General features: G+C 64.8%; 18 protein-coding genes. 6 read left to right on the top strand and 12 right to left on the bottom strand.

The window, feature by feature from the left end; translation table 11 throughout:
- From EOA75_RS17915 to EOA75_RS17870, 10 genes are all read right to left on the bottom strand, one after another.
- Positions 1 to 543, bottom strand: a 543-nt coding sequence (locus EOA75_RS17915; RefSeq protein WP_164747426.1) for a flagellar basal body P-ring protein FlgI, incomplete at its 3' end; no start/stop codon positions are given.
- On the bottom strand, positions 540 to 1,082 hold the full coding sequence (gene flgA / locus EOA75_RS17910) for a flagellar basal body P-ring formation chaperone FlgA (protein ID WP_127324777.1): 543 nt from the start codon (positions 1,080 to 1,082) through the stop codon (positions 540 to 542). The genes flgA and EOA75_RS17915, both read right to left, overlap by 4 nt.
- A 6-nt stretch (positions 1,083 to 1,088) precedes the next feature.
- Complete coding sequence (gene flgG / locus EOA75_RS17905) at positions 1,089 to 1,877, bottom strand: flagellar basal-body rod protein FlgG (RefSeq protein WP_067002397.1); 789 nt, start codon at positions 1,875 to 1,877, stop codon at positions 1,089 to 1,091.
- Between the two features lie 9 nt (positions 1,878 to 1,886).
- Positions 1,887 to 2,216: a flagellar hook-basal body complex protein FliE gene (locus EOA75_RS17900; protein ID WP_095800438.1), complete on the bottom strand. Its 330-nt coding sequence runs from the start codon at positions 2,214 to 2,216 to the stop codon at positions 1,887 to 1,889.
- Positions 2,216 to 2,632, bottom strand: a complete 417-nt coding sequence (flgC, locus tag EOA75_RS17895) for a flagellar basal body rod protein FlgC (protein WP_067326083.1) — start codon at positions 2,630 to 2,632, stop codon at positions 2,216 to 2,218. The genes EOA75_RS17900 and flgC overlap by 1 nt, the downstream gene beginning before the upstream one ends.
- Positions 2,633 to 2,634: 2 nt before the next feature.
- On the bottom strand, positions 2,635 to 3,015 hold the full coding sequence (gene flgB / locus EOA75_RS17890) for a flagellar basal body rod protein FlgB (RefSeq protein WP_095800437.1): 381 nt from the start codon (positions 3,013 to 3,015) through the stop codon (positions 2,635 to 2,637).
- An 89-nt stretch (positions 3,016 to 3,104) separates the two neighbouring features.
- On the bottom strand, positions 3,105 to 3,764 hold the full coding sequence (locus EOA75_RS17885) for a hypothetical protein (RefSeq protein WP_095800436.1): 660 nt from the start codon (positions 3,762 to 3,764) through the stop codon (positions 3,105 to 3,107).
- The gene (fliI, locus tag EOA75_RS17880) at positions 3,745 to 5,151 is read right to left on the bottom strand and encodes a flagellar protein export ATPase FliI (protein WP_127324776.1); all 1,407 of its coding nucleotides are present in this window, start codon (positions 5,149 to 5,151) and stop codon (positions 3,745 to 3,747) included. The genes EOA75_RS17885 and fliI overlap by 20 nt, the downstream gene beginning before the upstream one ends.
- Before the next feature lie 4 nt (positions 5,152 to 5,155).
- The gene (flgF, locus tag EOA75_RS17875) at positions 5,156 to 5,878 is read right to left on the bottom strand and encodes a flagellar basal-body rod protein FlgF (RefSeq protein WP_067002386.1); all 723 of its coding nucleotides are present in this window, start codon (positions 5,876 to 5,878) and stop codon (positions 5,156 to 5,158) included.
- Between the two features lie 7 nt (positions 5,879 to 5,885).
- Entirely contained in the window at positions 5,886 to 6,662 is a 777-nt protein-coding gene (locus EOA75_RS17870; RefSeq protein ID WP_127324775.1) for a DUF1217 domain-containing protein, read from the bottom strand.
- A gap of 143 nt (positions 6,663 to 6,805) precedes the next feature.
- On the opposite strand from EOA75_RS17870, the gene motA reads away from it, so the two are divergent.
- The 6 genes from motA to EOA75_RS17840 are packed head-to-tail and all read left to right on the top strand — an operon-like array spanning position 6,806 to position 11,692.
- Positions 6,806 to 7,681 (top strand): flagellar motor stator protein MotA, encoded by an 876-nt coding sequence (motA, locus tag EOA75_RS17865; RefSeq protein WP_067002381.1) that lies wholly within the window; start codon positions 6,806 to 6,808, stop codon positions 7,679 to 7,681.
- A gap of 34 nt (positions 7,682 to 7,715) precedes the next feature.
- Complete coding sequence (locus EOA75_RS17860) at positions 7,716 to 8,651, top strand: FliM/FliN family flagellar motor switch protein (RefSeq protein ID WP_127324774.1); 936 nt, start codon at positions 7,716 to 7,718, stop codon at positions 8,649 to 8,651.
- A 30-nt stretch (positions 8,652 to 8,681) separates the two neighbouring features.
- On the top strand, positions 8,682 to 9,068 hold the full coding sequence (gene fliN, locus EOA75_RS17855; RefSeq protein WP_127324773.1) for a flagellar motor switch protein FliN: 387 nt from the start codon (positions 8,682 to 8,684) through the stop codon (positions 9,066 to 9,068).
- Positions 9,069 to 9,111: 43 nt separating this feature from the next.
- A complete protein-coding gene (locus EOA75_RS17850; protein WP_127324772.1) occupies positions 9,112 to 10,128 on the top strand; it encodes a flagellar motor switch protein FliG in 1,017 nt (338 codons plus the stop codon).
- A 24-nt stretch (positions 10,129 to 10,152) separates the two neighbouring features.
- Complete coding sequence (flhB, locus tag EOA75_RS17845; RefSeq protein WP_127324771.1) at positions 10,153 to 11,235, top strand: flagellar biosynthesis protein FlhB; 1,083 nt, start codon at positions 10,153 to 10,155, stop codon at positions 11,233 to 11,235.
- Positions 11,236 to 11,254: 19 nt separating this feature from the next.
- Positions 11,255 to 11,692: a hypothetical protein gene (locus EOA75_RS17840; RefSeq protein WP_067002370.1), complete on the top strand. Its 438-nt coding sequence runs from the start codon at positions 11,255 to 11,257 to the stop codon at positions 11,690 to 11,692.
- Between the two features lie 35 nt (positions 11,693 to 11,727).
- Here EOA75_RS17840 and EOA75_RS17835 read toward each other — a convergent pair whose 3' ends face one another.
- Together EOA75_RS17835 and EOA75_RS17830 are read right to left on the bottom strand one after the other, a co-directional pair.
- Complete coding sequence (locus EOA75_RS17835; protein ID WP_095800429.1) at positions 11,728 to 12,498, bottom strand: helix-turn-helix transcriptional regulator; 771 nt, start codon at positions 12,496 to 12,498, stop codon at positions 11,728 to 11,730.
- The coding region (locus EOA75_RS17830) for a helix-turn-helix transcriptional regulator (protein ID WP_164747425.1) at positions 12,495 to 12,966 on the bottom strand (472 nt) is incomplete at its 5' end. The genes EOA75_RS17830 and EOA75_RS17835, both read right to left, overlap by 4 nt.

Below are 12,966 nucleotides of genomic sequence, written 5' to 3'. Positions count from 1 at the left end.
GATCTCGCCGTCCGCGGCCTTGAGCGGCGTCATCACCAGCGTGCCGCCAGCAAGCGAGGTGGCATCTCCCATCGAGGAGACGTCGATGTCGATGCGCGCGCCCGACTGGACGAAGGGCGGCATGTTGGCGGTGACGATGACGGCGGCGACGTTCTTGGCGCGCGCGCTGCCACCTTCGGTGGCGATGCCGAGGTTCTCCAGCATGGCGCGGATCGACTGTTCGGTGAACGGCGAGTTGCGCAGGCTGTCGCCGGTTCCCGCCAGGCCGATGACCAGGCCGTAGCCGACGAGCTGGTTGTCGCGCGCGCTCTGCAGCTGGGCAATGTCCTTGATCCGCGCGGCGACCTGGCCGGGCGGCAGCGTGCTCGGTCCCGTCGAGACGCGGAACATGCGGGTGGTGGTGGCCGGATCGTATTCCGGATCGTCGTAGACGCCGCCATTTTTTTGCGCAAGTTCGCGCTTGGCCTTGGACGTGATCCCATCGGCCAATGCGGGCTGAAGACCGATCGCGGCGCTCAGCAGAAGGGCAAAGACGCGCCTCACGATGCGCCGACTCGAATCGTGCCGTCGGCCATTACCGTGCCGGAAATGATCTTGCCGCTGTCGACATTGCGGATTTTGATGAGGTCGCCGGCGGCGCCCGGCTGCAGCGTGACGCCAGCGGCGGAGATGGTCAGCGCTCCGGCGGTGAAATAGACCTGCACCGAGGCACCCTGCTCGACCAGCCAGGCGTCGCGGATGGCGGCCGCCGGAATGTAGCGGCCGGGCACGAGGGTGCGCTTGGCGACCTTGCCCTGGAGTTCCTCGGAGCGCGTCGCCATGCCGTCCGGCGTGTGCTTGCCCGGGACAAGCGTCACCTGCTTCAGCGCCGCAAGTTCGATGGTCTCGCCGGGATAGATGACCCGGTTGGGAATCAGCACGGCTTCGCCGACCGCCTGATGGGCGGCGAGCTCGTTGGCCGACTCCCCGGATCGCAAGGGAGATGGGCCCGTCTCTTGCGCAAGTGCCGGCACGCCGACGACCACCAGCGCAAGGGCCAGCACGGCGCGACGAAAAGCAGGGCATGAAGCCGGCATGGCCATCGTCGGTTACCTGATGTTCTTTGAGACCACCGAGGCCATGTCGTCAGCGGCCTGGATGACCTTCGAGTTCATTTCATAGGCGCGCTGCGCCGAGATCAGCTCGGTGATTTCCTTGACCGGATCGACGTTGGAGGACTCCAGATAGCCCTGCTCGATGGTGGCGAAGCCCGGATCGCCTGGAACGCCGACATTGGCCGGGCCAGAGGCCGCCGTCTCCTGGAACAGATTGTCGCCGAGCGGCGCCAGGCCCGCCTCATTGGCGAAGTTGGCGATCTGAAGCTGGCCGAGAAGCTGAAGGTCGGTCTGGCCGTCGATACGGGCAAAGACCTGGCCGGTCTTGTTAACGATGACCTCGACCGCGTCGGTCGGCACGGTGATCGCGGGAATGACGGTGGCACCGTCGGCGGTGACCAACTGCCCGGTGGCATTGGTGTTGAAGGCACCGGCGCGGGAGTAGAGCGTGCTGCCGTCGGCGCCCTCGATCTGGAACCAGCCGCGGCCGGTCAACGCCAGATCGAAGCTGTTGCCCGTGCTGGTCAGCTCGCCCTGTGTGTGGACGTTGCGCACGGCCGTCGTCTTGACGCCGAGGCCGATCGAAACGCCCTCGGGCACAAGCGAGGTGTTGGAGCGGTTGGGCACCCCTTGGGTGCGGTCGACCTGGTAGAGCAGGTCGGAGAATTCGGCGCGCGCCCGCTTGTAGCCGGTGGTGTTGATGTTGGCGATGTTGTTGGCAATGACTTCCAGATTGGTCTGCTGGGCGTTCATGCCGGTCGCGGCGATGGCAAGGGCTTTCATGACGCGGTCCTAGATACTCATGCGGCTGATTTCGAGATAGGCCGAGACGACCTTGTCGCGGATGGCGATCGTCGTCTGCAGGGCCTGCTGGGCGCTCAGCACCGCATCGGCCACTTGGCGGGTGTCCGCGTCGCCCTTCAGCGCCTGGATCGACATCTGCTCGGCGTTCTGCAGCGTGTTGACGGTCTTGGTCGCAGCCTGGCTGAGAGCCTCCGCAAAGCTGCTGCCGACGCCTTCGCCTGCTTTGGTGCCGACGCCGCCCTGAAGCAGGCCCGGCGAGGCGGCCTCCGTGCCGTCGATTGCCGGTTTGAACTGTAGTGCCCCGATACCGCCGATCATTACTGGTTCCTCATCAGGTCGATGGTCATGGAAATCAGATCGCGAGCCTGCTTGATGACCTGCAGGTTGGCCTCATAGGAGCGGTTGGCCTCGCTCATGTCGGCCATTTCGACCAGCACGTTGACGTTGGGCATCTTCACGTACCCTTTTGCGTCGGCGGCCTCGTTGCCGGGCTGGAACTCGATCGGGAAGTCCGACGGGTCGCGCGCGATCGAGCTCACCTCGACCAGCGAACCACCGCTCGTCCGGTCGAGCTCGGACTGGAAGCTGATCGTCTTGCGGCGATAGGGATCGGCGCCAGGCGTGTTGCCCGTCGATTGCGCATTGGCGAGGTTCTCCGACACCACACGCAGACGCTCCGACTGGGCGCCAAGGCCGGATGCCGCGACTTTAAGGGCTGCGGTCAGGGCGTCCATGGTCAGCTCTTCACCACCATCGTCATCATCGAGTGGAAGGCTTTGACGATCGCCGTGTTGAGCTCGAAGGAGCGGCGCACTTCGCCGGCCTTCATCAGCTCGTCCTCGAGCACCACCGTGTTCTTCGACGGCATTATCGAGCCCGTGACATCCTCCGGCTTGAGATTGAAGCCGGCATTGGTCCCCTCGGCGCCCAAATGGCCGGTCTGGGTGGCCGCCAGCGTCACCGCAGTCCGGTCGAGGACCTTTTCGAACGGTTCGACGTCGTTTGCCGTGTAGCCCGGCGTGTTGGCATTGGCGATGTTGGATGCGATCGCGGACTGGCGCACGGCCAGCCATTGCGACTGCCGGGTGGCGAGGTCAAAGAGGTTGACGGGTTCCATGGGACTCTCCGGGCGAGTACGCACAAGACTAGGCCGCCAGTCTTGCGCGGACCTTGCGCGGAGCGAGCCCGCGGCCCGTTACGAGACCATCACCTGGAAAGCTGGATCACCTTGTTGGCATCGGTGATGATCACCCACTTGCCACCGCGCTGCTCGATCGCGGCGACGCGGCTGGAGTCCGGCAGGACGGAGCCGCGCTGGACGATCCACAGGCCGGTGTCGTCCTCGATCATCGCGCGGCCATTGGCGACATGCACCATCCTGAATTCCGCCGCGGCCGCAGGGAAGGGCTGGTCGCCAGGCGCCGGCGGGGGTTCGTCCTGCACCGTTCCGGTGGCCAGCAGGTCGATATCGGCGTTGGGAACGTCCTTGGCCGTCAGCGGTCCGCTGCGTTCGGCCGCGACGCCGCCGCCGTCGCGTCCCGAATTGCTGCCGCTGCCGCCGAACTTGATGGTCTGAACGCCGAACTGCTCCTGGTTGAAAAAGATATACCAGGGAAACAGCGCGCAGATCAGGCCGAGCGTGATGCCGAGCGCTGCGACGACGAAATCGCTGCGCCGGTCCGCTTTCCTGTTGGCCAGGCGGGGGAACTGGACCGGCGGCGGCTGCGGCCACTCCACCTTTTTCGGGAACAGGCCGTTGATGAGCGAGTCGCGGCTGGCGTCGGCCTCCTCGGCGGCCTTGGCCTCGTCAATCATCTCACGCAGCATGCGCTCGGTCTGTTGCAGGTCAGTCTCCTTGATCGCCATTCTGCTTCCCCTTGAGATGGCGGGCGAGATCGGTGAACGGATCGGCCGATGCGCGATCCCTCGGCGACTGCGTGAGCGCCTCGTAGATCAGCGGCACCTGGCGCACGGCGATGTCGAGCTCGGCGTCGGCGCCGCCCTGATAGGCGCCGAGCAGACGGATGTCGCGCGTGTCCTCGAAGCGCGCGATCATCGCTTTCAGCCTTGTCACCAGCATGCGCTGCTCCGCGCTCCAGGCCTTGTCGGCGAGACGTGAGATCGACGACAGCGGATTGACCGGCGGGTAGCGTCCCTGCTCGGCGATCGCGCGGTCGAGCACGACGTGGCCATCGAGGATGCCGCGCACCGAATCGGCCACCGGATCGTTGTGGTCGTCGCCGTCGACCAGCACCGAGATGATGGCGGTGATCGAGCCTTTGCCCTCGGCGCCTGGTCCGGCGCGCTCGAGCAGCTTGGGCAGATCGGTGAAGACCGATGCCGGGTAGCCGCGCGCGACCGGGGGCTCCCCGGTGCCCGTCGCCACCTCGCGCAGCGCATGGGCAAAGCGGGTGATCGAATCCAGCACGAGGAGCACGCGATGGCCCTGGTCGCGGAAATGCTCGGCCACACGCATGGCTGTGTCGGGCGCGCGCCGGCGCATCATGGCGCTCTCGTCGCTGGTGGCGACGACCGCGACGGTCTTGGCCATGCTGTCGGCGCCGATGGTGTCCTCGAGGAATTCGCGCACCTCGCGGCCGCGCTCGCCGATCAGCGCCACGACCACCGTGTCGAAGGCCTCGGCGCCGGCGAGCATGGCAAGCAGCGTCGACTTGCCGACGCCTGAGCCGGCGAAGATGCCGAGCCGCTGGCCGAAGCAGAGCGGCGTGAAGATGTCGATCACCCGCACTCCGGTCAGAAAGCCGGTGTCGACCCGCTGCCGCGACATGGCGCCGGGCGTCAATGTGTCGGCGCTGCCGGCGGCATTCGGCCTGACCAGCGGCGGGCCGCCGTCGATGACGCGAGTCAAAGCGTCGATGGCGCGCCCGCGCCAGGAAACATCCGGCGCGACCGCGAGTGGGCCGCGCCGGAAAACGGTGTCGCCGATGCCGGCATCGGCGTGGCGCTCGAACGGCGCGACCACCACCTCGTCGCGGCCTATCCTGACGATCTCGCCGCGGCGCGTGCCGGTCTTGCCGCGCTGCTCGACGATGTCGCCGAGCCTGGCAATGTCCGAAAGGCCGCGCACCTTGTAGTGAGTGGGCGAGATCTCGACGACGCGGCCGCCGCGGCTGAGCAGCGTTTCCCGGTTGTCGAACCGCCGCCAGATGCGTTCGAGCGCGGCCAGCCGATCCGTGGGACCGGCGTCTGCAAGCTTCTCAGGCGCGCGGAGCAGGGACGAGCCGTTCGCCATCCCGTTACTTGTCGCCGAGCGTCTTAATCGCATCGTCGGTGGACGAAGCACTCTGCCGGATCAGCGCAGCCGTATTCTCGAAGGCGCGCTGCACCTGGATCAGCCGGGTCATCTCCAGCACCGGATTGACGTTGGATTCCTCGAGAAACCCTTGAGCTACGCCGACATCGGAGCGGTCGGTGACCGGTTCCGGGGTCCGCGCGGGAACGATGCCCGAATTGCCGTAGCGGACGAAATTGGCGCCGGGGTCGAAATCGTAGAGGCCGATGGCGCCGACGAGCTGGTCGTTTTGGCGTAGCGAGCCATCGGCGCCGGCCTTGGGCGGACCGTTGCGCGGATCGAGCTGGATCGGCGCGCCGCCGCTGTCCAGCACCGGATAGCCTTCGATCGACATCAGCTCGCCGTTCTCGTTCATGGAGAAACGGCCGTCGCGGGTCATCACCGTGCCGGCCGGCGTCTCGATGGCGAACCAGGCGTCGCCTTGGATGGCGAAATCGAAAGGATTGCCGGTTTCGGTCAGCGAGCCGTGCGCGCTGGAAAGATAGGTCTTGCCGGAGGATGCGAAGGATACCGACTTCGGCCCGGTGCCGGAGACCACGTCCTCGAATTTCACGCCGGTGGCGCGAAAGCCGATGGTCGAAGCGTTGGCGACATTGTCGGCGATGGTGTCGAGACGGCGTTCGAGCGCAATCTGCGAAGATAGGGCGACGTAGAGACTGTCCTGCATGGTGTTCTCAGAACTTCAGCTTCTGCATGGCCATCATCAGATCGGTCGAGATGCCGACCGTGGTCGGCTGCGCGAACAGCACGCTGACCGAGGCCACGGCAGTGGTCGTCGGGTTGTTGATCTCCCACAGGCTGGTGAAGCGGGTAAGGAAGGTGTTCAGCTTGTCGGGATCCTTGAAGTCGGCGATATCGAGCTTCTGCTCGAACATCTGCGCCTGCTTGTCGATGTCGGCCGACGCGATGGAGTCGGGCAGGCCGAGAGCCGTGCGCACCACGCTCGAAAGGGCCGTGTCGGCGAGCACGTCATACCAGCTGTTGATGTCAGGCGCCTTACGCTGGAAATAGAGCGCCAGCCGCACGCCCTGATTGGTCTCGCCGGCATTCTCCTCCAGCGTCTGGCGCATGTATTTGTCGACCGCGCCTTGCTGGGCGGAAGGATAGAGCGTGGCGGTCGAGCCGTAAGCCGCAAAGTTGAACGCTTTGACGAAGTCGGCGTAACGTTTGTCGCTCAGCTTGTTGGCGAAGCTGTCGGAGTCGGACACGCCTTCCTTGAGCGCCTTGACCATGAAGGCCTTGGCATAGGCCATGTCTTCCAGCCCGTACGCCTTCATCGCGTAGTTGAACAGCCGAGTGTTGTTGACGAAATCGTCGATGCCTTTGACGTTGCCGATATTGGCCAAATAGTAGTCGGTGTCACGCTTCACGACGGGCTGCGACTCGACCTGGTCGATTGCCTTTGGGATGTCCTTGGCGATGAGCTGATAGCTCGTATAGGTGTTCAACATCTGCGCCTCCGCCCGAAGCTTTCCGGTGACGATAGCGATGCTTCCTTGTGCGAGGCTGAATCGGTTCCGCATCGCGATTCAAGCCTCACACAAGGCACGAGGACTATCCCTGATCCCCGACGTGACATGCGGAAGGACCTGTCGTGGGTATTCTGATCGGACTTGTGGTGACGCTTGGCTGCGTGCTCGGTGGCTTCATGGCCATGGGTGGGCATCTGCATGTGCTGATCCAGCCTTGGGAAGCGGTGGTCATCTGCGGCGCAGCGCTCGGCACTTTCCTTGTCGCCAACCCGATGAAGACGGTCAAGGACACCGGCAAGGGCATTCTCGAGGCCTTCAAGCAGGCCGTGCCGAAGGAGCGCGACTATCTCGAAACGCTTGGCGTCCTGCACAGCTTGATGCGCGAGTTGCGATCGAAGTCGCGCAGCGAGGTCGAGGCGCATATCGACAATCCGGAAGAGTCGGCGATCTTCCAGGCGTTCCCGACGGTGCTCAAGAACCACGACCTGACGCATTTCATCTGCGACTATTGCCGCATCATCATCATCGGCAATGCGCGCTCGCACGAGATCGAGGCGCTGATGGATGAGGAGATCCAGACGATCCGCACCGACAAGCTGAAGGCCTATCACGCGATGGTCGCGGTCGGCGACGGCCTGCCGGCGCTCGGCATCGTCGCGGCCGTGCTCGGCGTGGTGAAGGCGATGGGCGCGCTCGACCAATCGCCGGAAATTCTCGGCGGGCTGATTGGTGCTGCGCTCGTCGGAACCTTCCTCGGCATCTTCCTGTCCTATGCCGTGGTCGGTCCGGTCGCCACCAAGATCAAGACGGTGCGCGAGAAGAAGAACCGCCTCTACATCATCGTCAAGCAGACGCTGCTCGCTTACATGAACGGCGCCTTGCCGCAGGTCGCGATCGAGTTCGGCCGCAAGACCATCTCGTCCTATGAGCGTCCGACGATCGATGCCGTCGAGCAGAGCACGATGAACACCGGCACCGCCGAGAAGAAGGCGGCCTGAGCATGCAGAACTTCAGCCGGGGCCGCTTGCCGTCATGACCAGTCCGGCAAGTCCGTCGCAAACCCGGGCTCTCATCATCGAGCGTCTCGTCGGCGACAGCGGCGAGGCCGCGCAGGTGATCGGCGTCGGCCGAGGCATGGCCGAGCGCTCGCTCCCGCTACTGCAGAAAGCCCTTTCCGGAGAGCTTGGCGCGCCGGTCACCGTCGACCTGCAGGCGGTCGAAGTGGGACGTGTCCCCGATGCGCGTATGCGCGCGGGCGAAACCTTCGCCATGACCATCGTTCCGTCGCCGACGTCGGCCGACGCCATGACGCTCGTCATGGACGCGCCGGCGATCGCCGTCATGGTCCAGGCGCTGTTCGGCGGGGACCCGGATCAGCCGGTGGCGCCGATCGAGCGCGACCTGTCACAGATCGAGACCGACGTCGCCACCACCGTCTTCCAAGAGGTTGCGATGGCGCTGAACGGATCGGGCCGGCGTTCTCTCGAGCTGCGCCAGCCTGTCCCGAGGGCGATGTCCGGCAACGAGGCGAAACGGCGCGTGCTGCGCGACGGGGCGGCGGTTCGCATCATCTATGGCATCTCGACGCCGACCGACACCGGCACGGTGACGGTGATGATCCCGCAGCGAATCCTTTTGGCGACCCGCGGCGCCACCGCCGATCACGGCGGCGACCTGACGACGGAATTCGACTGGCGAGCCCGCTTCTCGGAAGAAGTGATGCGCTCGGCCGTGCGGCTCGAGGCCACCATGCCGCTCGCCCGGCTGTCGCTTGGCGATCTCGCCGCCTTCCAGCCCGGACAGGTGATCGAGTTCGAGGAAGATGCGCAACTGCAGGCAAAGCTCAGCGCGCGCGACAAGACGCTGTTTGTCTGCGAGTTCGGCAAGCTCGGACAGAACTACACGGTCCGCATCCGGCATCCCCACGATGGCGGGCAGGATTTCATCGACGGATTGGTGCCGGGCTGAGGCCTGGCTTGGGATTATTGGAGACGAGGCATGGCAAAGACCAACTTGGAAGCCGAACCCGAAGCCGACCAGCCGGACGAGCAGCTCGACCGCGCCATCGAGGAATTGCGCGGCGTGCTGCGGGAGGAGGAGAACCGCCCCAACGCTGCCCTGCAGGCCGGCGCCAACTCCTCGATCATCATGACGATTCCGGTCGATGTGCAGATCATTCTGGGCAGCACCGAAATGCCGGTGTCGGAGCTGATGGCGCTGCAGAAGGGCTCGACGGTAGCGCTCAACCGCCGCATAGGCGAGCCGGTCGACGTGGTGGTCAACGGCCGCAGAATCGCGCGTGGCGAGATCACGGTGCTGGAAGACGATCCGTCGCGCTTCGGCATCAGGCTTACCGAAATCAACGCTGCTACCAAGAGCGCCTGAGCATGGACGGCGAGAGCATTCACCGGCAGCGGAGCCAGGCCCAATGACGTCGTTGACGCTGACGCGCCCGCAAAAGGCCGCCGCCATCCTGGTGGCGATGGGCAAGCCCTCGGCCAGCCGGCTGCTCAAATTCTTCAAGCAGGAGGAGCTGAAGGCGTTGATCGAGGGCGCGCGGCTGCTGCGCACCATTCCGCAAACCGACCTGGAGCGCATCGTTGCGGAATTCGAGGCCGAGTTCACCGAGGGCGCAGGCCTGCTCGATTCGGCGGACCGGATGGACACGATCCTCAACGAATCGCTGTCGCCGGAGGAAATGAGCGCGATCATGGGCGAGAAGAAGTTCGAGCCCGCTCCTGAGGGACCGCCGCCGATCTGGCCGGATCTGGAAAAGCTCGAGCCGACGCGCCTGGGCACCTTCCTCGCCGGCGAACACCCGCAAACGTCCGCCATGGTGCTGTCGAAGCTTGCGCCGCAGACCGCGGCCAATGTGCTGCTGACGATGGAAAAGCCGATACGCAGCCAGATCATCAAGCGCATGGTGACGATGGCCAACATTCCGGATGCGGCAGCCAGGATCGTCGAGAACCAGTTGCGCGCCAGCGTGCTTTCGCAAAAAGCGACCAGGGACACCTCGGTCGGCCAGGAGCGCGTCGCCAGCGTGCTCAACGAGATGGCCAAGCCCGAGCTCGACGAACTCATGCAGGATCTGGAGGAAGCGGGCACGCCCGATCTGGCCGGGGTCAGGTCGCGGCTGTTTGCCTTCGACGACTTGCCGCTGCTCGCCCAGAAGGCGCGCGTGCTTCTGTTCGACGGGCTGTCGACGGAGCTCGTCACACTGGCTTTGCGCGGCGCGCCGGCGGAGCTTACCGAATCCGTGCTGTCGGCGATCGGCGCACGCTCGCGCCGCATGATCGAATCCGAGCTCGGACAGGGATCGGAAGGTATCGCGCTGGCCGACATCATGGCGGCGCGAAAGACGATCGCCGTGGCGACCATTCGTCTCTCGCGGCAGGGAGCATTCGAGCTTCCCTCGATGCAGACCACTGCCGAAGCCGCCTGACGACAGCAATGCGGTCAGGGCATCATGGCTGAGGCGGTCGACAAGGATTCCAAAACCGAGGAAGCCACAGAAAAGAAGATCCGCGACACGATCGAGCAGGGCAAGCTGCCTCACTCGCGCGAGACGGCGATCTTCGCTTCCTTCCTCGCCATACTGGTGTTCAGCGTCTTTTACGCCAAGGACGCCATCGTCAATCTCGGCATGTTCCTCGCCATGTTCCTGGAAAAGCCGGAAGCTTGGCCGATGGACACCGAGACCGACGTCATCGAGCTCTACAGGACCGTGCTGTTCGAAATCGGTCGCGCCGTCGTCAGCCTGCTGGTGCTGCTGGTGGTCGCCGGCGTCGGCGCTTCGGTGTTCCAGAACATCCCGCAATTCGTCGGCGAACGGATCCGGCCGCAGCTGTCGCGCATTTCGATCGCCAAGGGCTGGAGCCGCCTGTTCGGCGTGCAGGGCTTTGTCGAATTCGCCAAGTCGCTGGCCAAGCTTGCCTTCGCCATCGCCGTGCTCGCCTTCACGCTGTCGGAAGATCACCGCAGGCTGCTCGCCGGCATGATCACCAACCCGGTGTCGTTCGGCATGGTCATCCGCGGCATCTTCGTCGACATATTGGTGGCGATCGTCTTCGTCATGGGGGCGGTCGCGGTCGCCGATATCGTCTGGTCGCGCTTCCACTGGCGGCGCGACCTGCGCATGACCAAGCAGGAAGTGAAAGACGAGCTGAAGCAGTCGGAAGGCGATCCGATCGTGAAGTCGCGCCTGCGCTCGCTGGCGCGTGACCGGGCGCGGCGGCGTATGATGACGGCGGTGCCGCGCGCGACGCTCGTCATCGCCAATCCGACCCACTATTCCATCGCGCTGAAATATGTGCGCGAAGAGGACTCCGCTCCGCTGGTGCTCGCCAAGGGCCAGGATCTGGTGGCGCTGAAAATCCGCGAGATCGCGAGAGAGAACAACATCCCGATCTTCGAGGACGTGGCGCTTGCCCGCTCCATGTACAAGCAAGTTTCAGTTGATAGCGTGATCCCGTCGCAATTCTACCAGGCGGTCGCCGAATTGGTGCGGATCGTCTACTCGAAGAAGGCCGAGCGAAAAGTAACCCAATGATCGGACGCTGTTTCTATCCATGAACCGGCAACCACACGCCAATTCACGCGAGCAGATCGTCGCCAATGCCATCCAGGACGTGGTGGGCGAGCTGCGCCTGATCGAGGTCGCGGATTATATCGCCTTTATCCGGCTGGAGCATTTCGCCTGCCTGTCGGACCTGGTGGACTCGGCTGCGGAGCTCTATTTCCAGCCGGGCACGCTCAGGCTCGGTCATGGCGGCGAAGCGCATGTCGACTGGAGCGGCAGCCCGCGCATCGTGCTCGATCTCGAGCTTCGGCCGCGCGGCGTAACCGTCTATTTCCAGCTGATGCTGACCGGGCAGGGCACGTCCGTGATCGTCAATTACGTCTCTTTCGAGAAGCCGGGCGAGACGCCGGAGCACAACACCGCCCTGCTCGAGGACGCGATCGACGAGGCGCGCATCCGGAGGACCGAGCCGCTCGCTTTTCCCTGACGATGTTTCAGGTCTCGGCGCCTGGCCTGGGCGAGCTACTCGATCAGGCCAAGGCGCAGCGCCTTCGCGACCGCCTGGTTGCGGTTGACAGCGTTGAGCTTCTGCGTCGACTGGGTGAGATACTGGTTGGCGGTGTGCACCGACAGTTTCAGGAGCTTCGCGATCTCCTCGCTGGTGTTGCCGTTGGCGGTCAGCTTCAGGCATTCGAGTTCGCGCTTGGAAATGGCGCGCGTCCTGCCGGTTTCGCTTGGACGGATGCGGGCGACCGACGCAAACAGGGCAAAGCAGCGCGCGTGGATTTCACATAGCGTGTCGTCCGAAAGGGTCATATCCGGCCCCAGGAAGACGAGTAGCCCGCACTGGCCGCGCTCCGCATGCACCGGAAAGGCGATGCCGTCGGTGCCGGGCGCGAGCGGCGCGGTCGGTTCGGACCATGCCAGGCTCTCCAACCTCTGCTGCGAAACGGCCATGCCGCTGTCGGCCCACCAGCGCGGCGTCGTCGAGATGCGGCTGTGGCGCACCATTTCCTCGCCGCTGGCGCCCGAGATGAATTTGGTGGTGAGGCCGGTCGACGGATAATCCGAATCGAAGCAGGCGACCAGGCGCGCTCGCTCCAGCGAGGGGCTGACGAAGAACAGTCCGAAACCAGAAGCGTTGATATCGACCGCGATCCAGCGGCAGCGGCGCACGGCGTCCGGAATGGTCACCGCGTGATGCGTCTCCGATCCGAGCGAGAAGGCGCCGAACGGATTGCGCTGCTCGTTGAAAAGGGCGGCAGCGGCCTCTTTGATCTGTGCGTGCTTCAAATGATGCCGCTCCTGATAGCGGTCGCAATCGCCATCGCGCGGTTCGAAGCCGCGAATTTCTGGATGGCATGCGTGATGTAGCTGTTGACGGTGTTCGACGAGACGCCAAGGATGAGGGCCACCTCGTCGGTGGTCTTGCCCTCCGATACCCAGAACAGGCATTCGCGCTCGCGGTCCGACAGCGGATCCTGCATGGATGCCGCGGCGATCAATTGCGGGATGCTGGATAACGCGTAGCAGCATTTCAGCTGCGCCTTCATCAAGGCCGTAAGGTCGATCTTGGCGGGCTCGGCGGCGGAAAACAGCACGAAAAGGCGCTGGCGGCCGACATTCAACCTCAGCGAATAGATCTCGGCGTGGCCGAGCACATCGAGCAGCCGCGCTTCCTCGCCGCTCAGTAGCGCGCCGGCGTCGGGCGCATGCGCCGCGACCAATGGCTTGGGGCGCACGCCCGGCGCTGCCGTCAGC

This window comes from Mesorhizobium sp. M1A.F.Ca.IN.022.07.1.1 (assembly GCF_003997575.1).
Classification (GTDB): Bacteria; Pseudomonadota; Alphaproteobacteria; order Rhizobiales; family Rhizobiaceae; genus Mesorhizobium.
Note: the sequence above shows the minus strand (reverse complement) of the source record. Positions and strands in the feature narration are given on the sequence as shown.

What these genes read in the sequence shown, in the direction of transcription:
- fliI (WP_127324776.1), bottom strand. Translation starts at nt 5,151, where the DNA reads ATGGCGAACGGCTCGTCCCTGCTCCGCGCGCCTGAGAAGCTTGCAGAC.
- flgG (WP_067002397.1), bottom strand. Translation starts at nt 1,877, where the DNA reads ATGAAAGCCCTTGCCATCGCCGCGACCGGCATGAACGCCCAGCAGACC.
- flgA (WP_127324777.1), bottom strand. Translation starts at nt 1,082, where the DNA reads ATGGCCATGCCGGCTTCATGCCCTGCTTTTCGTCGCGCCGTGCTGGCC.
- flgB (WP_095800437.1), bottom strand. Translation starts at nt 3,015, where the DNA reads ATGGAACCCGTCAACCTCTTTGACCTCGCCACCCGGCAGTCGCAATGG.
- EOA75_RS17840 (WP_067002370.1), top strand. Translation starts at nt 11,255, where the DNA reads ATGAACCGGCAACCACACGCCAATTCACGCGAGCAGATCGTCGCCAAT.
- fliN (WP_127324773.1), top strand. Translation starts at nt 8,682, where the DNA reads ATGGCAAAGACCAACTTGGAAGCCGAACCCGAAGCCGACCAGCCGGAC.
- EOA75_RS17860 (WP_127324774.1), top strand. Translation starts at nt 7,716, where the DNA reads ATGACCAGTCCGGCAAGTCCGTCGCAAACCCGGGCTCTCATCATCGAG.
- flgC (WP_067326083.1), bottom strand. Translation starts at nt 2,632, where the DNA reads ATGGACGCCCTGACCGCAGCCCTTAAAGTCGCGGCATCCGGCCTTGGC.
- EOA75_RS17900 (WP_095800438.1), bottom strand. Translation starts at nt 2,216, where the DNA reads ATGATCGGCGGTATCGGGGCACTACAGTTCAAACCGGCAATCGACGGC.
- EOA75_RS17885 (WP_095800436.1), bottom strand. Translation starts at nt 3,764, where the DNA reads ATGGCGATCAAGGAGACTGACCTGCAACAGACCGAGCGCATGCTGCGT.
- flgF (WP_067002386.1), bottom strand. Translation starts at nt 5,878, where the DNA reads ATGCAGGACAGTCTCTACGTCGCCCTATCTTCGCAGATTGCGCTCGAA.
- flhB (WP_127324771.1), top strand. Translation starts at nt 10,153, where the DNA reads ATGGCTGAGGCGGTCGACAAGGATTCCAAAACCGAGGAAGCCACAGAA.
- EOA75_RS17850 (WP_127324772.1), top strand. Translation starts at nt 9,112, where the DNA reads ATGACGTCGTTGACGCTGACGCGCCCGCAAAAGGCCGCCGCCATCCTG.
- EOA75_RS17870 (WP_127324775.1), bottom strand. Translation starts at nt 6,662, where the DNA reads ATGTTGAACACCTATACGAGCTATCAGCTCATCGCCAAGGACATCCCA.